17 protein-coding genes and 7 tRNA genes are annotated in these 18,999 nt (G+C 43.9%); 3 read left to right on the plus strand and 21 right to left on the minus strand.

The features are described from left to right. Nucleotides 1-79: 79 nt before the first annotated feature. From ABMY45_RS01205 to aspS, 17 genes are all read right to left on the minus strand, one after another. Nucleotides 80-155, minus strand: a tRNA-Lys gene (locus ABMY45_RS01205). 155 nt (nucleotides 156-310) lie between these two features. Continuing rightward, nucleotides 311-386 (minus strand) — tRNA-Lys (locus ABMY45_RS01210). Nucleotides 387-416: 30 nt separating this feature from the next. After that, nucleotides 417-492: transfer RNA gene (locus tag ABMY45_RS01215), tRNA-Lys, on the minus strand. Nucleotides 493-647: 155 nt separating this feature from the next. Continuing rightward, nucleotides 648-723, minus strand: a tRNA-Lys gene (locus ABMY45_RS01220). Nucleotides 724-752: 29 nt separating this feature from the next. Next, nucleotides 753-828, minus strand: a tRNA-Lys gene (locus tag ABMY45_RS01225). A gap of 29 nt (nucleotides 829-857) precedes the next feature. Further along, nucleotides 858-933, minus strand: a tRNA-Lys gene (locus ABMY45_RS01230). Between the two features lie 29 nt (nucleotides 934-962). Next, a tRNA-Lys gene (locus ABMY45_RS01235) sits at nucleotides 963-1,038 on the minus strand. 149 nt (nucleotides 1,039-1,187) lie between these two features. Beyond that, nucleotides 1,188-1,940: a tol-pal system protein YbgF gene (ybgF, locus tag ABMY45_RS01240; RefSeq protein WP_174170098.1), complete on the minus strand. Its 753-nt coding sequence runs from the start codon at nucleotides 1,938-1,940 to the stop codon at nucleotides 1,188-1,190. A gap of 12 nt (nucleotides 1,941-1,952) precedes the next feature. After that, a complete protein-coding gene (gene pal / locus ABMY45_RS01245) occupies nucleotides 1,953-2,489 on the minus strand; it encodes a peptidoglycan-associated lipoprotein Pal (RefSeq protein ID WP_010605122.1) in 537 nt (178 codons plus the stop codon). 40 nt (nucleotides 2,490-2,529) lie between these two features. Further along, nucleotides 2,530-3,888 (minus strand): Tol-Pal system beta propeller repeat protein TolB, encoded by a 1,359-nt coding sequence (tolB, locus tag ABMY45_RS01250; RefSeq protein ID WP_010605123.1) that lies wholly within the window; start codon nucleotides 3,886-3,888, stop codon nucleotides 2,530-2,532. A 9-nt stretch (nucleotides 3,889-3,897) separates the two neighbouring features. Next, nucleotides 3,898-4,839: a cell envelope integrity protein TolA gene (tolA, locus tag ABMY45_RS01255; RefSeq protein WP_010605124.1), complete on the minus strand. Its 942-nt coding sequence runs from the start codon at nucleotides 4,837-4,839 to the stop codon at nucleotides 3,898-3,900. Next, nucleotides 4,839-5,267, minus strand: a complete 429-nt coding sequence (tolR, locus tag ABMY45_RS01260; protein ID WP_010377593.1) for a protein TolR — start codon at nucleotides 5,265-5,267, stop codon at nucleotides 4,839-4,841. Before tolR ends, tolA begins: the two co-directional genes overlap by 1 nt. Then, nucleotides 5,254-5,958 carry a protein TolQ gene (gene tolQ / locus ABMY45_RS01265; RefSeq protein WP_010605125.1) on the minus strand — a complete coding sequence of 235 codons (705 nt, stop codon included), beginning with the start codon at nucleotides 5,956-5,958 and terminating at the stop codon, nucleotides 5,254-5,256. The genes tolR and tolQ overlap by 14 nt, the downstream gene beginning before the upstream one ends. 993 nt (nucleotides 5,959-6,951) lie before the next feature. Then, complete coding sequence (gene ruvB / locus ABMY45_RS01270; protein WP_010605126.1) at nucleotides 6,952-7,956, minus strand: Holliday junction branch migration DNA helicase RuvB; 1,005 nt, start codon at nucleotides 7,954-7,956, stop codon at nucleotides 6,952-6,954. Between the two features lie 2 nt (nucleotides 7,957-7,958). Continuing rightward, complete coding sequence (gene ruvA / locus ABMY45_RS01275; RefSeq protein ID WP_010605127.1) at nucleotides 7,959-8,576, minus strand: Holliday junction branch migration protein RuvA; 618 nt, start codon at nucleotides 8,574-8,576, stop codon at nucleotides 7,959-7,961. Between the two features lie 2 nt (nucleotides 8,577-8,578). Then, nucleotides 8,579-9,100 (minus strand): crossover junction endodeoxyribonuclease RuvC, encoded by a 522-nt coding sequence (ruvC, locus tag ABMY45_RS01280; protein ID WP_010605128.1) that lies wholly within the window; start codon nucleotides 9,098-9,100, stop codon nucleotides 8,579-8,581. A gap of 123 nt (nucleotides 9,101-9,223) precedes the next feature. Next, complete coding sequence (gene aspS / locus ABMY45_RS01285; RefSeq protein ID WP_174170097.1) at nucleotides 9,224-11,008, minus strand: aspartate--tRNA ligase; 1,785 nt, start codon at nucleotides 11,006-11,008, stop codon at nucleotides 9,224-9,226. A 194-nt stretch (nucleotides 11,009-11,202) separates the two neighbouring features. Here aspS and ABMY45_RS01290 point away from each other — a divergent pair, with 194 nt between their 5' ends. Together ABMY45_RS01290 and ABMY45_RS01295 are read left to right on the plus strand one after the other, a co-directional pair. Continuing rightward, entirely contained in the window at nucleotides 11,203-12,051 is an 849-nt protein-coding gene (locus ABMY45_RS01290) for a DUF72 domain-containing protein (RefSeq protein ID WP_158299115.1), read from the plus strand. After that, nucleotides 12,051-12,557, plus strand: a complete 507-nt coding sequence (locus tag ABMY45_RS01295; RefSeq protein ID WP_174170096.1) for a YgjP-like metallopeptidase domain-containing protein — start codon at nucleotides 12,051-12,053, stop codon at nucleotides 12,555-12,557. The genes ABMY45_RS01290 and ABMY45_RS01295 overlap by 1 nt, the downstream gene beginning before the upstream one ends. A 27-nt stretch (nucleotides 12,558-12,584) precedes the next feature. Here ABMY45_RS01295 and ABMY45_RS01300 read toward each other — a convergent pair whose 3' ends face one another. Continuing rightward, nucleotides 12,585-13,382 carry a M48 family metallopeptidase gene (locus ABMY45_RS01300; RefSeq protein ID WP_010377574.1) on the minus strand — a complete coding sequence of 266 codons (798 nt, stop codon included), beginning with the start codon at nucleotides 13,380-13,382 and terminating at the stop codon, nucleotides 12,585-12,587. Between the two features lie 231 nt (nucleotides 13,383-13,613). Between ABMY45_RS01300 and ABMY45_RS01305 the strand changes: the two genes are divergently transcribed. Continuing rightward, nucleotides 13,614-14,819: a Bcr/CflA family multidrug efflux MFS transporter gene (locus tag ABMY45_RS01305; RefSeq protein WP_174170095.1), complete on the plus strand. Its 1,206-nt coding sequence runs from the start codon at nucleotides 13,614-13,616 to the stop codon at nucleotides 14,817-14,819. Nucleotides 14,820-14,874: 55 nt separating this feature from the next. Here ABMY45_RS01305 and ABMY45_RS01310 read toward each other — a convergent pair whose 3' ends face one another. The 3 genes from ABMY45_RS01310 to ovoA all read right to left on the minus strand — a co-directional run bounded on the left by ABMY45_RS01310 (nucleotide 14,875) and on the right by ovoA (nucleotide 18,777). Further along, entirely contained in the window at nucleotides 14,875-15,438 is a 564-nt protein-coding gene (locus ABMY45_RS01310; RefSeq protein WP_174170094.1) for a YSC84-related protein, read from the minus strand. A 74-nt stretch (nucleotides 15,439-15,512) separates the two neighbouring features. Then, nucleotides 15,513-16,619, minus strand: coding sequence for an aminotransferase class I/II-fold pyridoxal phosphate-dependent enzyme (locus tag ABMY45_RS01315; RefSeq protein ID WP_174170093.1), 1,107 nt, complete (start codon nucleotides 16,617-16,619; stop codon nucleotides 15,513-15,515). A 52-nt stretch (nucleotides 16,620-16,671) separates the two neighbouring features. Further along, a complete protein-coding gene (ovoA, locus tag ABMY45_RS01320) occupies nucleotides 16,672-18,777 on the minus strand; it encodes a 5-histidylcysteine sulfoxide synthase (protein ID WP_227387032.1) in 2,106 nt (701 codons plus the stop codon). Nucleotides 18,778-18,999: the final 222 nt, after the last annotated feature.

Raw genomic sequence — 18,999 nt, forward strand, 5'->3', positions numbered from 1 at the left:
CTGCGAAGCGATGCTCCGGTCTTTTTTCACCCAACTGAGCTAATGACTTGCTCAAAACTGAATTAGTATGCTTGTAAAGTGGTGGGTCATGATGGACTTGAACCATCGACCAATGGATTAAAAGTCCACTGCTCTACCAACTGAGCTAATGACCCGCTCAAGCATTAAAAGTGCTATTAATTCATCCTGAAGAGGTGTTCCGGCTCGCCGTCCTGACTCGCGTTCAAAAAGCTGCGAAGCGATGCTTCGGTCTTTTTTCACCCAACTGAGCTAATGACCCGCTCAAGATTGAATTCGTATGCTTGTAAAATGGTGGGTCATGATGGACTCGAACCATCGACCAATGGATTAAAAGTCCACTGCTCTACCAACTGAGCTAATGACCCGCTCAAATATGAATTATAAAGCTTGTAAAGTGGTGGGTCATGATGGACTTGAACCATCGACCAATGGATTAAAAGTCCACTGCTCTACCAACTGAGCTAATGACCCGCTCAAGCATTAAAAGTGCCATTAATTCATCCTGAAGAGGTGTTCCGGCTCGTCGTCCTGACTCGCGTTCAAAAAGCTGCGAAGCGATGCTTCGGTCTTTTTTCACCCAACTGAGCTAATGACCCGCTCAGAATCGAATTCGCAAGCTTATTAAGTGGTGGGTCATGATGGACTCGAACCATCGACCAATGGATTAAAAGTCCACTGCTCTACCAACTGAGCTAATGACCCGCTCAAAATCGAATTCGCAAGCTTATAAGTGGTGGGTCATGATGGACTTGAACCATCGACCAATGGATTAAAAGTCCACTGCTCTACCAACTGAGCTAATGACCCGCTCAAAATCGAATTCGCAAGCTTATAAGTGGTGGGTCATGATGGACTCGAACCATCGACCAATGGATTAAAAGTCCACTGCTCTACCAACTGAGCTAATGACCCGCTCAAACATGAATTCTAAAGCTTATAAGTGGTGGGTCATGATGGACTCGAACCATCGACCAATGGATTAAAAGTCCACTGCTCTACCAACTGAGCTAATGACCCACTTAACGCAGCAGTTTTTTGTTACCAATCGCCTGCTGCGGGCGCTTATAATACTTATTTAAATTTTGAGTGCAACTGAAATAGCTAGTTTTTTTCACTTTTTATGACTAAGCGCCTAATTTTAAGGCACTCAGCTCAAAAAGTGATAACTACATCTTCGCTAAACGCTCTGTTGCCAATTTTGCAGGCGTCGTACTTGGATACTCTTTAATCAATTTATTAAGGAGTGTCTTCGCTTCTGCTGCTTGTCCCTGTTTATGTATAATAGTGCCCAGCTTTAACATCGCTTCTGGACGTTTATTCGATTCAGGGAAATTATCAACAACGGTTGCGAAATGAGACTTAGCTTTACCATCGTCAGATTTTATTAAGAATAGCTGACCTAACCAGTAATGCGCGTTCGGCACATATACTGAGTTTGGATACTGCTGCAAGAAACTTTGAAACTCAGGGATCGCCGCATCGTAGCGTTTATCCTTCATTATCATGTTTACAGTACGGTCGTACGCTTCATTCTCTGATAGATTACTGCTAAATGCTTGTTCGGGCGTAACATCTGGCGTTGCCGCAGCAGTTGTTTTTGACTGGTCGTAAGCTTGGCTAACGCGATTTTCAATCTCTTGATACAGCTCACGTTGACGTTGTAGCACTTTTTCAAGCTTATAGCTTTGCTCTTCCGTCACACCGCGTACTTGGCTTACTTCTTCTTGCAGCAGATTAAGTTGTTGCTGTAGCTCAGCCTGTAGCAAATTGCGAGTTCTCATCATACTCTCAAGTTGAGAGACTCGTTCTTCCAGTGTTTGATTTGAATTTGCAGCTTCTGAAACAGGAGCGGGAGCAGCCCAAACTTGGGCGCTCCCGCTCATGAGTAAGAATGCTGCCAAAATAGTATTCGGCTTCATAATAACTCTTTCTTAGTACACCAATACCGCGCGGCGGTTCTTAGCGAATGCTTCTTCTGTACGTGACTTCACTAAAGGTTTCTCTTCACCGTAGCTCACTACAGAAATTTGGCTGTCAGAAACACCAAGGCTTTGAAGGTACTTAGCTACTGCCTTACCACGGCTTTCACCTAGCGCGATGTTGTACTCAGGCGTACCACGCTCGTCTGCGTGACCTTCTACTAGTACTTTCACACTTGGGTTTTTCACTAGGAAATCAGCGTGCGCTTGAAGTAATTCGGCGTACTTACTCTGAATAGTAGATTTATCGAAATCGAAGTATACGATCTGTTCTTGACGTAGTGCTTCGTATTTCTCTCGTAGTTTTTCTTCTGCTGATTTCTCACGAGAAATAGTGTTTACGTCAACAGTGTTATTATCTTGATTGGTTGCCGCTTGATTGCTTTCGCTCGCCGCGCCCTCGTCAACACTTGAAGATGAGCTACATGCTGCAAGTGTCATCACTGGCAACGCGACCATTAAGGCTTTTAGAGTTTTGTTAAGTTGCATCGAGTATATTCCTATATCTTTATAAATCTAACCAGCAAAATTACTGTAAAAACGGCGACCAGGCTGGTGCCTTAACTTGGCCATCCAAGACAGGTAACCTTGCCTTAAAACGACCATCCATAGACACCAATGCCAATACCTGCTTATTATTGTGCAAGGTGCTGTATATTATCATCGAGCCATTTGGTGCAATACTCGGAGACTCATCTAATCTCGTACGAGTGAGAACTTGAAACAGCCCGGAATCTAATTCTTTTTTCGCAATGTGGTAACGGCCAAGCGTGCGGTTAACCATAATCAGACGCTTTCCATCTGGTGTGATCGAACCTGCTAAGTTCATGTCGCCGTCGAACGTCACTCGCTTAGACCTACCAGTTTTTAAATTTAACTTATAAATCTGAGCATTACCACCCCTTTCAGATGTATACACAATTTCTTGACCGTTTGGGTGCCAAGAAGGCTCAGTATCTATACTACGGTGTCGAGTTAAGCGTGTTTCTTGACGAGTTTTAAGGTCAATTAGATAAACTTCTGTCGCACCACCTGAGTCCTTAGAGAGTACCGCAAGTAATTTAGTTCCATCAGGAGAAAACTGTGGCGCACCATTAATACCTGGATGGCTAGTGATCAGTTCACGCTTTCCTGTATAGATATCTTGAATGTAAATTTGGGATTGGCGATTTTCAAAAGTCACGTACGCAAGTTTGTTTGCATCTGGCGACCAAGCAGGCGACATTAACGGCTCTTTTGAGCGCAATAACACCTGCTCGTTGTAACCATCATAATCGGCAACAACTAATTGGTATGGCTTATCCTGTCCGTCACGCACGATAATGTAGGCAATCTTAGTTCTAAATGCGCCTCGCTCACCTGTTAAAGCTTCATATACTACGTCGCTAATTTGGTGCGCGTAATTTCTAAAGCCTGTACTGCTAACAATACTTTGGCGTCCTTCAAGCACATGATCGTCGCTTTGCATTAAGCGACCATTCGACATTATGCGAGTTTCACCACCGGTCAGCTGTGCTCTGATCACGTCAATCAGTTCATACTTTACCAAGTAACGTCCAGCAGATTGCTGGGTCACGGTGCCTACAACTACCGCTTCAACCCCTGCATCGACCCATGCAGCGTAGTCGATTTCCGAGTCAGTTGTTGGTAATTGAGGCATGTCAGCCTCGGCAACAGGCTTAAATTTACCGCTGCGCATCAAGTCTGCAGAAATAACGTCACTTAAACTCGACGGCATTTCACCAGTGCCATTATATTTAAATGGTACAATTGCGATGGGTCTAGCACTGTCTACCCCTTCTGTTATCACAATTTCAAGTGCGGCTTGCGCAAACTGTGAAACACCCAGAGTAAAAACCAGCAATAAGGTTGTGAACTTCTTTAGCATGTTCGTCCTTTAAAAATTTGGTTTAATTGTTAAATTGATATTCTTAAGCTGTTCAAACACGTCTTTATCTTTAGAAACAGGTAAAGTATCTGCCATTTTCACAGCACGGATAGCGGCTTCACATACAAGCTTATCGCCACCCAATGACTCTACATGCGTCACAAGGCCATTAAAGGCAAGACGAATGTTTACTCGGCATTGTTTACCTTTCATTGTTTCATCAATAAGCAAGTTTGCTTGAATGCGTTGCATAATAAGCGCTTTAAACTTATCCACTTCGCTCAATACTTGCTGTTGACGGATCTTAGCTCTTGCTGCCTGCTCTTTGGCAAGCTGGTCACGCAGCATTTGTTCTTCAAGTGCCTTTTGACGTTGACGCTCCGCTTCTTCCGCTTTTCGTTTTTCCTCAGCTTCGCGACGTTTCCTCGCCTCTTCGGCCTTTCTTAAGCGATCTTCCTCAGCTTGGCGTTGGGCAGCAGCCTTTTTAGCAGCTTCTTCCGCAGCGGCTTTTTCAGCTCTCGCTTTATCAGCCTGTTCACGTTGCTTTTTCTCAATTTCGCGAGCGCGTTTAGCTTGCGCCTCAGCTTGGCGAGTCTCTTCCAACTTAGCTTGACGCTCTTGCTCCAGCTTTTTTATGCGCCGAGCTTCGGCTTCACGGTCTTTTCTAGCTTGCTGTGCTCGCTGTTCAAGATCGCGAATACGGCGATCTTCAGCAGCTTGCTTTTCTTCTTCACGCTTCTTTAAATCAGCAATCTTTTTCTCAACCGCTTGCTGATCAACCGACACTGCAGAAACCGCCCTTTCAGGCTTTTGATCTTTCTGCTGTGGATTTAAGGTGACTTCCATCACAGTAGGTGTTTCAACTTGAAAATTTGCCGTAGCAAATAGCAGACCGCCAATCGCGCCATGAAGCAATACTGACTTAACTACGCTGCTAGATAATGAACTCATTACTCATCCTCAAATGATTTAGTCATTAAGCCAACAGAAGGAACACCCGCTTTTTTCAAGAAGTCCATTAAATAGAGTACTTCTTGATATGACACTCTGCCTGAACCTTTGATCATCACAGGAGTATCTGGATTTTGTTCTAACTTTAGTTTAATCACCGCAGCTACTTCTACGGCATCCATCGGTGCTTCAGGATCGGTACCGACAGTAACAAAATAGCGACCTTCAGCATCAATGGTGGCAATAATCGGTGGCGAGTCTTTGGTTTCAACCAATTCAGACTCTTCCATCTGAGGTAAGTCTACTTTTACGCCGTGTTGGATAAGTGGAGCCGTTGCCATAAAAATGATTAACAGCACCAACATAACATCAATATAAGGAACGACGTTGATCTCCGCGACGGGACGACGTCTCTTACGCTGATACATTTTGTTTTGCCTCTACTTGTGTTGCAGCCTGACGATAAAGAATGTTAGCGAACTCTTCCATAAAGTTAATGTACTGAGTTTCTAGCTTTTCTACATTTTTGGCAAATCGGTTATACGCCATAACCGCTGGAATTGCCGCAAACAGACCCATGGCTGTTGCAATCAACGCCTCAGCAATACCTGGTGCAACCATTTGCAGTGTCGCTTGTTTCACTTCGCCAAGCGCGATGAAAGCATTCATGATCCCCCAAACGGTACCAAATAGACCGATATAAGGACTGATAGAGCCAACTGTCGCTAAGAAAGAGAGGCTTGATTCTAACTTTTCAATTTCACGAGAAAGCGCGACACGCATTGAACGGTGAGTACCTTCAACAACAATCGAAGGAGATTGGATATTGCCTTTTTTATGCTTTGCAAATTCTTTAAAGCCGGATACAAATAACGCTTCTAACCCTGTTGCACTACCAGCCCTTGCAGCTATTTCATTATAGAGTTTGCTAAGATCCATACCGGACCAAAATTTTTGCTCGAAATTCTTTGATTGGCTTTGGGCTTGAGAAATGACAGTTTTACGTTGAAAAATAATTGCCCAAGAAGCAATAGACAATCCCACCAGGGTCAACATTACAAGTTGTACCAAAAAACTGGCTTTTAAAATTAGATCGACAAAATTTAGTCCCGATTCCACGTTATTATACTCCCAAAAGTGTTTCGGCAATGGTAGCCATTTATATTCTTGCGCTCTACTGAGCAATATCTAGAAATAGACTAGATTTACTACCAAAAGGTTCAGCTAGTTTAACCACACTACAAATACCTTACAATCTCAATACTGCGAATTCATTGTATTTGACGATAAATAGAGCAAAACAGTGTAACTCCCTTTGCTTTACCCAAACTTAAGCAAATTCGGCAATCTCCATCACAGTCTCTAAATATGACCCAAAACTGCATAAAATAGGAGTTTTATGCACAAATAGAGAATAAAACCTCAAAAAACAAATTGGTCTTACCAATTAACAACAGATTATCTAATATTTACATTTTGCGCATTTAACATACAACCCCATATTTTACATGAACTTATACAAATACATCGCCACATTTAAGCTCACTTTTTAGCCTCAATAAAAATTCTGATATTAGTTTTTTTTATCTGAAAAAAGAATTTTTCTAGTTTGATGAAAAACCAAAACCTCTTTAATATACACCCTGTACTGAGCGAGCAGCTGAAGTTTCAGCAAAGCACAGTTACTTGCAATAGGATTCTGATTTTTCGTATTGCTTAGATGATGCATTTTGTGGATAAAACCCAAAGTAACTCATCTTGTTCCCTGGATTACTTCCTTCAACTTGTTGTTTTGCCCGCATTATTTGCGGGCTTTTTTTTGCCTGAAATTTGGTGCACGCCCCTTATTACTCTCCTCGTTTTCTTTAACACTCGATTATTTTGCGGTTTTTATTTAGCACTTGGTTTAAAGGACGAGGCAATCTACAAATAGTTTAAGCAACGTATAACACACAGGTAAATTACTTCAGCGGTAATGAATCTTGCTTGAATTGAGCTGATACAAAATTATGGATTTATGCAAACGTGATTTGCAAAACTCTAATGTAGAAATGAAATAGCCGAGTGAATACTCGGCTATGAAGAACAAAGGTGTTTGTTACCCAGCTTGGATTATTCTGGCTTGCTTAGCTCAAAATGCATATAGGCTTTATCAGAGACAATACGTCCTCTTGGCGTGCGTTGAATAAAGCCTTGTTGGATCAAAAATGGTTCTATCACATCTTCGATGGTTTCTTTTTCTTCTCCAATCGCCGCAGCAAGGTTATCAAGACCAACCGGGCCACCGGTAAACTTTTCTATGATTGCCAGCAGATATTTGCGATCCATATAATCGAAGCCACATTTATCAACATCGACCATATCCAGCGCCAAGTGTGCAATCTCTTCAGTGATAGAGCCATCGCCCTTCACTTCAGCAAAGTCTCTTACCCTGCGTAGTAAACGATTTGCTATTCGTGGTGTACCGCGCGCTCGACGCGCCACTTCAGTTGCACCCGACTCGCTGATCTCTAGATTTAAATGATGCGCTGAGCGCGTTACAATCGAAGACAAATCCGCAACCGAGTAAAACTCCAAGCGCTGCACAATACCAAAACGATCTCTTAATGGTGAGGTTAATGAGCCGGCACGTGTCGTTGCGCCAACCAAAGTAAAAGGCGGTAAATCCAGTTTAATCGAGCGTGCTGCAGGGCCTTCACCAATCATGATGTCCAATTGGTAGTCTTCCATAGCGGGATAGAGAATTTCTTCCACCTGAGGACTTAAACGATGGATCTCATCAATAAATAACACATCCCCTTCTTCAAGGTTAGTGAGCAATGCGGCCAAGTCTCCCGCTTTTTCAAGCACAGGTCCCGAGGTGGTTTTTATATTAACCTCAAGCTCGTTTGCGACAATGTTCGCAAGCGTGGTTTTACCTAAACCCGGCGGACCAAATATCAGCAAGTGATCTAAGGCTTCCTGTCTTGAACGTGCCGCCGCTATAAAAATTTCCATTTGCTTTTTGACATGCGGCTGACCGGTATAATCATTTAGTAATTTAGGTCTAATCGCCCTATCTACTAAATCTTCATTACCTTGGATCTCAGGTTCAATTAATCTATCTGCTTCAATCATAGTTACATCATCGATTTAAGAGCGTCTTTAATGATACTCTCGGTCGTCATGCCTTCTCTGTTTACGGCTTTTACCGCTTTTTGTGCTTGAACTTGTTTATACCCTAATGCCATTAAGGCTGCAATCGCTTCATCTGCTGGGGTATCACTTACCGTCGGATGCTCTTGCGGCGCAAGTACAGCGGCATCGCTAAACGGTGTGAGTAAGTCATTGCCAAAGTCTTTTAGCTTATCTTTCATTTCAAGCACTAGGCGCTCAGCGGTCTTTTTACCAACTCCTGGGATCTTAACCAAAGTCGTTGCATCGCCATGATTCACGCAGCTAACAAATTGCTCTGCCGACATGCCCGACAAAATTGCAAGTCCGAGCTTTGGACCGACTCCGTTTGCTTTAATTAACGTGCGAAACAATGCACGTGCTATCTTGGTATTAAAACCAAACAGTAACTGCGCATCTTCACGCACCACAAAGTGAGTAAATACGGAAACCGGCTCGCCCACGCTCGGTAATTCATAAAAACAGGTCATTGGCATTTGTACCTCATAACCTATACCTGCAACATCAATTAATATCTCTGGTGGCTGCTTTTCTAACAGTGTTCCGCTTAATTTTCCTATCATCGTTATCTCAACCTTCCTCTTACGGTTTTACGCGCTGCGCCTGCCATTTTTATTAAGTTTTGCCTTGAGTGCGCGTGACAAATCGCCACCGCCAACGCATCTGCTGCATCAGCTTGGGGTGTGCCTGGCAATTTTAATATGCGCTTTACCATTTCCTGTACTTGGGCTTTGTCTGCACCACCGGTACCCGCAACGGCTTGTTTAACTTGCCTTGCCGAATATTCACTCACAACCACTGACTGCATGGTCGCTGCAACAATGGCCGCACCTCGCGCTTGACCAAGTTTTAAGGCTGAGCTTGGATTATGCGCAACGAACACTTGCTCAATCGCAAAGTCGCTCGGCGAAAACTGCTCTATGAGCTGTGTGATCCCTTGATAGATCATTTTTAATCGAGTGGGAAAGTCATGTTCACCAACTTTAATGCAACCGCTCCCCAAATATTGGAACTTTGCACCTTGGTGAGCAATCACACCATAGCCTGTAAATCTTGACCCCGGATCAATTCCTAAAATGACAGCCAAACGCATCGTCTCTTGGTTTTTTGGTTATAATGCCAAAATACTGTATAGATTACCAGTTATAAGCTAGTTCATCTGATCAAAAAAGGCGACCTAAGTCGCCTCTTTTACATCAGGTTGACGAACTTACTCGCCTTCACCTTGCTCTGTTAACTGCTTTTCTATTGAGATAGCAAGCTCTTTTAGCGCATCTGGGTTTGCAGGGCTTGGCGCATCAGTCATCAAGCACGACGCTTGCGTCGTTTTCGGGAACGCAATAACGTCACGGATGTTGTCAGTGCCACACAGTAGCATCACCAAACGGTCAAGACCGAATGCCAAACCTGCGTGCGGAGGCGTGCCATACTTCAGAGCATCAAGTAAGAAACCAAACTTCTCTTGCTGCTCAGACTCTTCAATGCCTAGGATCCTGAACGCAGCCTGTTGCATTTCGTTGTTGTGAATACGAACCGAACCGCCACCGACTTCGTAGCCGTTAAGTACCATATCGTATGCATCAGAAAGTGTACCTGCTGGATTTGCTTCAAGGTCCGCAGCACTTACGCCTTTAGGCGCGGTAAACGGGTGGTGTACCGCGTGTAGGTTACCTTCGTCGTCTTCTTCGAACATCGGGAAGTCAACAACCCAAAGTGGTGCCCACTTAGTTAGATCTGTGATTTCTAAATCAAGACCAATCTTCAGACGTAGCGCGCCCATCGCTTCGTTTACAGTATTACGCTTGTCTGCGCCGAATAGAATAATGTCACCTGTGTTTGCGCCTGTGCGCTCAAGCAGTGCATTGATCACTTCTTCATTCAAGAACTTAGCGATTGGTGACTGTACGCCTTCGCTACCCGCATCACGGTCGTTCACTTTCATCCAAGCAAGGCCTTTCGCACCGTAAATACCTACAAACTTAGTATATTCATCGATTTGCTTACGTGAAAGTTGTGCGCCACCTGGTACTGATAGTACTGCAACACGACCTTTTTCGTCATTCGCTGGGCCACTTAGTACTTTAAATTCAACGTCTTTTACGATGTCTGCAACGTCGATAAGCTCAAGCGGGTTACGTAGGTCTGGTTTATCCGAACCATATTTGCTCATCGCTTCGCTGTATGGCATCACAGGGAACTCACCCAAATCAACGTCTAGGAAAGACTGCCACATTTCACGGATCATTTTTTCTGTCACGCCACGAACTTGGTCTGAGCTCATAAATGACGTTTCGATATCGATCTGAGTGAACTCTGGCTGGCGATCGGCACGTAAGTCTTCATCACGGAAACACTTTACGATTTGATAGTAGCGGTCAAAACCAGACATCATTAGTAGCTGCTTAAATAGCTGCGGCGACTGCGGTAGCGCATAGAAACTGCCTTTGTGGACACGACTTGGTACTAGATAGTCGCGTGCACCTTCAGGTGTCGCTTTCGTTAGTACTGGCGTTTCAATGTCTAAGAATGCATTTTCATCCAAGAAACGACGCACGAAGCTACTCGCTTTAGCACGCATTTTAATGCGATCGCTCATTTCTAGACGACGTAGGTCTAAATAACGGTACTTTAGACGACGCTCTTCAGAGTTTTGCTGATTGAAGTCAAGCGGTAATGGTTCTGAACGGTTGATAATGGTTAAGCCAGTGCCTAAGATCTCAACTTCACCGGTTGCCATGTCTTTGTTTACTTGGCTTTCAGGACGCGCACGGACAACACCTTTGATCTGAACACAGAACTCTTGGCGCAACGTATTCGCTTTATCCATTAAGCCTTCCACTTCAGGATCGAATACCACTTGCACAAGCCCTTCTCTATCTCTTAAATCGACAAAGATTAGGCCGCCAAGGTCACGACGTTTATTGATCCAACCACATAGTTCAACTTCCTGATCTACATGGCTCTTATTTAGTTTTCCGCAGTATATAGAGCGCATAAAATTCCTGTCAGTCCAGTTTGCTCTTACGACTAATCACTTCTCACCACACAATATGAATTCACAGTATTGGTAAGCCAGTCGCTAAGACTCATTTTCAATAACCGCCAATTATATAAAAATACGCTGCATTGTCATCCTCAATCTAAGGATCTGATACACTATTCACACATTTAATCGTTGTTTTGATCACTATGTTGTATCTGGGTTGCCCACAATGGAGTAGCGCACACTGGAAAGGTCGAGTATTTTCCAGCCATTGTAGTGCCACAAATATGCTCAAAGAGTATGGCCAAATTTTTAATAGCGTTGAAGGCAATACGACTTTTTATGCCGATCCAAATCCGCAGACCGTATTAAAATGGCTAGAACAAGTGCCCGATGACTTTCGCTTTACGTTTAAAATTCCTAAGCGTTTTAGTCATGAAATGGCACTTAGCCACTGCCAAGATGAATTATTGGCTTGGTGTAAAAACATGGCGCCGCTGTTTCCTAAATTAGGCGTGTTAATGCTGCAATTACCTGCGCAGTTTGCGCCTGAACATATAAATAAAATGCGACAATTTTTATCTTGGTTGCCCAAAGCGCTAACTGTTGGTGTTGAAGTACGGCATTGGGACTTTTACCGCAAAGGCGATGCTGAGCGCAGATACAACCAATATTTAATCGAAAATAACTACAACCGCATCGTGATGGATACTCGCGCACTCTTCAGCGAGCCTGCCAGTACTCCTGCGATAGTAGATGCACAGCAAAAGAAGCCGCGATTACCTGTGCATGCAATTGCCACTGGAGACAGCCCTATTCTGCGATTTGTTGGTTGCTCTCAGCTTGAGTCTAATAGAGACTTTTATCAGCCTTGGTTAACTAAACTCAATCAATGGCTCAGCGAAGGTAAATCACCTTATGTGTTTTTCCATACCGCAGACAATTTTGATGCGCCATTTTTAGCGAGACAATTTATTGCAGATTTAGAGATACATCATCAAGTAAGCAATCCATTCCCCGCTGAAAAAGAAGCAAAGCAAGAGGCGCTGTTTTAATGTCCCATCCCTATTTTTTAAACTACTCAGAGCAAATCCAGACTCAAGTCACTCAATTAATAGAGAGCAAACGACTCAGTGCTTTTTTCAAAAGCCGCTATCCTGAACCGCATCAAATCAAAAGCGATAAGCTACTTTACGAATATGTGGAAGGATTAAGACAGCAGTACTTAAAAAATACCCCACGGGTATCGCAGGCCAAGTTTGAAAAGCGCAACAATATGGTATTGAATGCGTTAGGAACCCATACGTTCAAAACCACACGACACGGGCAAAAACAAAAAACGTCGCACCAAATACACATTGCAGCACAGTTAAAACACGCACCCGAGGCAGTGCTACGAGCATTGGTTGTACACGAGCTAGCGCACTTTAAAGAGAAAGACCATAACAAGGCGTTTTACAAGCTTTGTCAGCATATGGAACCCCACTATCATCAACTTGAGCTAGAGTTACGGCTATTTATGCTGATGTGTGAAACAGAAGGCAACACCAATTACACTTAACTTAAGGGTAATTGGTGTTTTGAGAAATTAGCGTTTACAGCTTGGTGCAAAACCACCCGTACGCGCTTTGTTAGCGGTTGCTTGGGCAGTTGTCATGTTTGCTTGTAATTGCTTAATTCGATTTTCAGGCGCAGGGTGCGTCGACATAAATTCTGGTGGACGCTGTTCGCTCATTTTCGCCATATTTTGCCAAAGCGCAACCGAGCCTTCAGGATTAAAGCCTGCCTTGGCCATTAGATCTAGGCCGATAACGTCCGCTTCGCTTTCATGAGAGCGGCTAAATGGCAGCGCGACACCATACTGCGCGCCAAGACCTAATCCCTGCATAATGGCATTGCGATATTCGATATTATTCATTTCAAGCACCGCCGCCCCTGCTTGCAGGCCAAACTGCAACACACTGTTTTGCGATACACGCTCATTAGCGTGTTCAGCAATAACATGTCCTACTTCATGGCCCATCACCGCAGCAAGTTGATCTTGGTTTTCTGCAACTTTGAGAATCCCCGTATGAACCCCGATTTTGCCGCCGGGTAGTGCAAATGCATTAGCAGAGTCATCTTCAAATACCACAACTTCCCATTGCTGGTTTGCGTAGTTTGCTGGGAGTTGTGCTATTAAGGCATTTGCAATACACTTAACGTAGCGATTGGTTTTAGCATCAGTATCAACTTTTTGCTCTTGCTTCATTTGTTCAAAGCTTGCAACACCCATTTGGTCCATTTGCTGCTCGGAATAGAGTGCTAACTGAGTGCGTCCGGTAGGCGATGTTTTGCAGCCAGCAAGCGTTGCTGCCACAGCTATCGCGAGAACCAGTTTTTTCATAACTTGTTCCTTTTCTTATTTTATAACTTAAGTTTCTCTAAGTTTACCGCAATTTCGTCACTTAACGAGACTAACTTAGTACAATATAAAAAATTTTTCATGAACTTCTGCTGATCAGAACGCCGTCTTTTCGTTGCTCCACTCTAGTGCACCGAGTTCCATTTCCATATAAAGCGTCTCTGATTGGTGTATTTATTCTGCTTAACATTAACAAGGTAACAATACCAACATATGAAGTCATCAACACTCCCAGCAATACTCTTGCCATTACTGGCTAGTATTGTCGCGATAACGCCTTTGGCTATCGACTTGTATCTCCCCGCGATGCTTGCGATTGCAGACAGCTTGAATAGCCCGCTTGAGCAAGTACAGGTTTCTCTTAGTAGCTATTTAGCAGGTTATGCTGTCGGCATGATGGTGTTTGGCCCCCTTGCTGATAGATTCTCAAGACAGACGTTAGCTATTTGGGGCTTGGTCGGCTTTACAGCATCGTCAATTGGGCTTGCGCTAACGAATGACATCGATATGTTTTGCTTCTTACGTGTTGTTCAAGCATTTTGTGGTGCCGCAGCGACTGTCGTTGTACCAGGCGTGATCCGCTATTATTACAAAGAACACACAGCCAAAGGGATGTCTTATGTTTCGATGATCATGATGATCGCGCCACTTATTGCTCCCTCTCTTGGTGCGTTGATCTTGTTGTACTTTGATTGGCACGCCATTTTTTGGTTCTTAGCGGTTTATGCGGTACTGGTTATCATCGCATTACAGTTTTTCTGTATTGCAATTCCAACCAAAGCCGATGTACCGCTTAGCTTATCGTTCTTCTTAAAAAACTATCGCATTGTGTTAACACAAAAAAAGGCCCGCTACGATATTCTTTCTTCGATGCTGGCATCATTCGCATTCTTTTGCTTTTTAACCTCAGTTTCGTTTATCTATCTTGAATATTATGGTGTGTCGGAGCAGCTGTTTGGAGTGTTATTCGCCATGAATGTGATTGCATTGATGCTCGGTAACTTTGCCAACACGCGTTTAGTGCCAAGGCTTGGTTCTAGGAAAATGCTCAATATCGGTCTTACTATTGGTATCGTCTTCGCGACACTACTGGTCATACTCAGCAGCCAATCAGTCTCGGTTTGGGTGCTAGCTTCTGCCATTGCACCTTTGATGATGAGTTTGGGGATCATTGCCAGCAACGCTGATGCGCTGATATTACTGGGCTTTGAGCATCAAACCGGTACCGCTACCGCGGTGATAGGCACGCTACGATTTGGTAGCGGCGCTTTGGTCGGCCCCTTACTTGCACTCGCGGTTCCTGAGTCACCTTTGCCGTTCTCATGCTTTATGTTCGCTGCCATTGTGTTGACTATCGTCTGCCAATTGTTAAATAGGCGTTTTGAGAAAAGTCTCAACGCCACAGAAATCAAAGAGTAAATCACAAAAAGCCCCGACTTGCGGGGCTTTTCTCTAAAATCGTTATTATATCAGGTTAATTTAGCTCTTTATCTTTCCAGAACTTAGTGCCTTTTACTGTTGCTTGCAGTGCCAAACCACTTTCAGTAAAGGTGTACACAGTAACATCACCATAATAGGCTTCGCCTTCTACCGACGCACCTTTTTTAGCGGCTTTCGCTGCAGCATCTGCATTTCCGCCAAACGTCCAGCCTGAAGTAACAAACTTATTCATTGCTTCAGGAGTATGGAATACCATCACAATACGATAATCTTTTACACCGAGACCAAGACCTACACCACCTTCAGCCATATTCATATAAGTGTTACTTCCTGCCGTATTATCGTGTACGACACCGTAACCTGTTCCAGCTGCAACAAATAGCAGATTAATATTGGCATTAGAAAAAACAGCATAGCCCGGCGCTGCCGCAATTTGCGAACGCGTATCTGGCTTTTTGCTGTAAAGCTGAGTAAGTACATCGTTTTTCATATCTAGGATGGCACGTTGCTTTTCAACCTTGTCACCATCGCCCATTGAAGCACATGCACTAAGCATGACGGCCAAAAAGCCAGCCATTAAATGTTTAACGTTTACCATAGGTTCTTCCTTTCCTGCATTAATTGAAAATAACATTACCTATCATAGACGCTTAGTTTGAATGCTGGATTAATTTAGAGATATGTTTCGAGCCTTGCCAAACCAGCGGCAAAGTTACGCTTGCCCGTTCCTAAACGGAAGTGGCACTCGCTCTCCAATAGAAATAACTTTGCGGGTAACAATAGCGTGTTCGAGGTCTCTGCAAATTGACGTGACCACTTTTCAGAATCCCGTACTGAATTAATCTTCAGTAATGACAACACACCTCCACGAGGCTCAACCCAAGTCACTTTTTGCGAGTATAAACTGACAAATTCACGCATCAATTGGACGTTATTTGCAATGATGTTCGCATTATACGCTAAGATAGTTTCACTATGCAGTAATGCGGTCGTCGCCAATAAATCATCTACTTTACTGCCACAAATGCTTAAGTAACTTTTACCGGCCAACAGCGCATCTGCTAGTGCTTTCGAACCGCAAATTGCCCACCCTACTCGGATGCCAGGTAAGCCCATACTTTTGGATAATACGCCTAACGTAATCGACCGCGGATAAGCCGAAAAGCGCCCACTTACTGCGCGGTCATCGCCATGGCTCTGTGCTGATACTTCATCACTTAAAATGTAAGCACCACACTGCTCTGCTAGCTGCTGTATTTGTCCAACTTCTTTGTCAGTCAAGCCTGTGCCCGTTGGATTATGAGGGGCATTGACGATAATGAGTTTGGTTTTTGTCGTCACTGCGTTTTTGAGTCTTTCTATATCAACCTGCCAGTTGTCCTCTTCTCGCAATGCCACCGTGTTGACGATAGCGCCAAACTGTTTGGGAAGTGTTGCAAGCGATGGGTAACTTGGCGTACAGACCACCACCTCATCTTGTGGGTCTAGTAATTGCGCCATCGTAGTGAAAATAGCTTCTTGAGCACCGCTAAATGACACGATTTGATTAAGATCCACACATGCCGTCGTCGGCAGATGATAAGCTTTAATCGCCGCTTTTAGCCCTTCACTGCCCGCAATCGGATTGTAACCCAGTTCAATGTCTGGCATTTTACCGCCACCAAGCTCAATAAGTTCGCCAAGCGTGACGCCTTGAGCGCAGGAATCACTCAAGTTGATGTCGATGGGAGTAGCCAAGCTTTGACTAAACTTAATGTGATCGGGTAATACTAATTCCATTCTCTAACCTAAAAAGTCATGCCAGCACTTTGGCTGGCATGTGTATCAACGACTATTTAAGACGCCATAGCGTAAGTTGGCATCGCTCTAGTTCAACTTTACGTGCGTTTTTGCTTATGGCGGACATTACTTCATCTTCAGCCAACAGTTCAAAATCTCGTCCCAGTAAAATTTCTAAACCATCACGGCCCGTGACGTTCTCACCACTGACCTTATAACCGCCCAACCAGTTTTGTGCTTGGGTTAGCGCTTTGTCCCACTGATAGGCTGAGCTTATCGCAAGGATCCCGCCTGCATTCAAGCGCGATTTAATTTGGTTTAAAAAGGTTTTTGGTGAATATAAGTATTCCACAACACGATGACACAAGATTAAGTCATACTCGGCGAATTGTGGTTTAAGGTTATGCCCATCCCCTTGGCAGAAATGGATACGCTCACTGAGTTCATTAAAACCTAATTGCGAAGTAGACACTTCGTGGAAGTCCACAATTTCACCTTCAATCTCGGTAGCAAAGCGTACCGGCGTGCCTTCTTTTAAGGCCAACGCGTGTTGAATATTGCGCGCAGTAAAATCAATGCCATCTACTTGAGTAAAGTGTTTCGCTAATTCAAAACTTGCACGACCGACCGAGCAACCCAAATCCAGCGCTTTATCTGTATTACCTTGATAATGCACCATTAGCTGTGAAACAACACTTTGCAATGGATTGCCAAAATGCATAACTGGCTTTCCGTAGTGGCTATGTAGCGCATTGGCAACGTCCGCATCCATTTCGCACAGGTTGACCTTTTGCACTGGCACTTGTGATTCTTCACTTTCGATGTATCTGAATCCTGCATGTTGGAAGAAGTGGCGTCTAAAGGCATAACGTGAATCTCGCACGGCTTCGTTGCCTGTAGAAATCCAGGAGCCACCTTTGATCAAATTGTGTTTACCGTCAAAAGTAGGGGTTGAGAAATCATCGTATAAAGGGTGCACTTTAAAGCCGCTGTATGCGTCGATCGGACTTTCCGTCCATTGCCAAACATTGCCGATGATGTCGAATAAACCTTCAGTTTCAAAACGGTTAACCGGACAGCTTGAAGCACATACCTCAAGGTTGATGTTTCCCGGCGCTTCGCTCCATGTCGGCAGATCAACATCAAGCTTATCGCGTAGTACTTGCCACTCTGCTTCTGTTGGTAAGCGTACAAAGTGCTCACTTTGCTCAGACTTCCAGTTACAAAAAGCCTTCGCTTCAAGGTAATTAACCTCAACTGGCCAATTGAGTGGTAAAGGGATTTCTTCGGCTAAGTTTCGTTGCCAAAATCCTGTGTCTTTTTTTACCCAAAAACGCGGCATGGTTGATTTAGTTGAAGCCAGCCAAGCTTGACCTTCAGCCGTCCAAAACTCAGGCTGATTGTAGCCACCAGCTTCGACAAAGGTTAAAAACTCTTGGTTTGAAACCACATATTTACTGGCCTTGAATGGTGCCACTTTGACGTCTTGTACACCATATTCGTTATCCCAACCGTAGGTTTGATTTGATTCAGGTTTACCGAGGCGAACATCATAACCGATTACTGAGATTAGGTTGTTGTCAGGTGCATCACCGTACTCATCACACGCTTCCCAACCGGGTTGTAAAGTCAAGTCAGCCAGCGGCAGCATCCGCATTATTACAGAAGAGGTTTCTAGGTGGATACGTTCGTGTTCAATCCCCATTAGGACAACCCACGCAAGGCTATCTTGAGTGATTGGTAGGGTAATATCCATCTCATCGATTAACCCGTTAATAAGTGCATTCACTTGTTGGCGATAAGCACGCACTTCTGGCACTGTTGGCCAATCGTAATTATTGCCATCAAGGTCATCCCAAGACATTTCGTCTACGCCAACTGCACAGGTAGATTCAATGTGTGGATTAACGCGTTGAGTGATATATTTCCCTAACATCAACTTATTAACGTAAAAACAAGCGGTATGACCGAAATAGAAAATGAGCGGATGCCGTAACCGCTCAGCCTTCACAAAATAGGCGTCGTCATTGTTGATATTGCTAAATAATGATTCGTACTGCTGCCAGCTATTGTTGAAGTATGCTTTGATCTCAGCGCGCTTTTTCTCCACGTCGCCACCTGAAAGCCAGATTGGCTTTAATGTATTTGGTCTTTCCATACAATTATCTTCTTTAAACTTGCTACTTCGATACATACACCATTTCAATGCATGCAGCTTTTAAACTTTGCTCACTTTGCCACTTAATGCCAATGGCATCTTGCTGTATACGTTTGATAATCTAGCTTAGACCACTGATATCAACTTTTTATGACCTTAACTTATTCACATTTAATTTTCACTGCCGACAAGACTATTTTCGGAAAAAACTTCACTTGGTAC

It is taken from the genome of Pseudoalteromonas sp. XMcav11-Q (assembly GCF_040104525.1).
Classification (GTDB): Bacteria; Pseudomonadota; Gammaproteobacteria; order Enterobacterales; family Alteromonadaceae; genus Pseudoalteromonas.

Coding starts and splice junctions, on each gene's coding strand:
- ovoA (WP_227387032.1), bottom strand. CDS start 18,777: ATGGAAAGACCAAATACATTAAAGCCAATCTGGCTTTCAGGTGGCGAC.
- tolR (WP_010377593.1), bottom strand. CDS start 5,267: ATGTATCAGCGTAAGAGACGTCGTCCCGTCGCGGAGATCAACGTCGTT.
- ABMY45_RS01305 (WP_174170095.1), top strand. CDS start 13,614: ATGAAGTCATCAACACTCCCAGCAATACTCTTGCCATTACTGGCTAGT.
- ABMY45_RS01315 (WP_174170093.1), bottom strand. CDS start 16,619: ATGGAATTAGTATTACCCGATCACATTAAGTTTAGTCAAAGCTTGGCT.
- ABMY45_RS01290 (WP_158299115.1), top strand. CDS start 11,203: ATGTTGTATCTGGGTTGCCCACAATGGAGTAGCGCACACTGGAAAGGT.
- tolA (WP_010605124.1), bottom strand. CDS start 4,839: ATGAGTTCATTATCTAGCAGCGTAGTTAAGTCAGTATTGCTTCATGGC.
- tolB (WP_010605123.1), bottom strand. CDS start 3,888: ATGCTAAAGAAGTTCACAACCTTATTGCTGGTTTTTACTCTGGGTGTT.
- ABMY45_RS01310 (WP_174170094.1), bottom strand. CDS start 15,438: ATGGTAAACGTTAAACATTTAATGGCTGGCTTTTTGGCCGTCATGCTT.
- ybgF (WP_174170098.1), bottom strand. CDS start 1,940: ATGAAGCCGAATACTATTTTGGCAGCATTCTTACTCATGAGCGGGAGC.
- ABMY45_RS01295 (WP_174170096.1), top strand. CDS start 12,051: ATGTCCCATCCCTATTTTTTAAACTACTCAGAGCAAATCCAGACTCAA.
- pal (WP_010605122.1), bottom strand. CDS start 2,489: ATGCAACTTAACAAAACTCTAAAAGCCTTAATGGTCGCGTTGCCAGTG.
- ABMY45_RS01300 (WP_010377574.1), bottom strand. CDS start 13,382: ATGAAAAAACTGGTTCTCGCGATAGCTGTGGCAGCAACGCTTGCTGGC.
- ruvA (WP_010605127.1), bottom strand. CDS start 8,576: ATGATAGGAAAATTAAGCGGAACACTGTTAGAAAAGCAGCCACCAGAG.
- aspS (WP_174170097.1), bottom strand. CDS start 11,008: ATGCGCTCTATATACTGCGGAAAACTAAATAAGAGCCATGTAGATCAG.
- ruvB (WP_010605126.1), bottom strand. CDS start 7,956: ATGATTGAAGCAGATAGATTAATTGAACCTGAGATCCAAGGTAATGAA.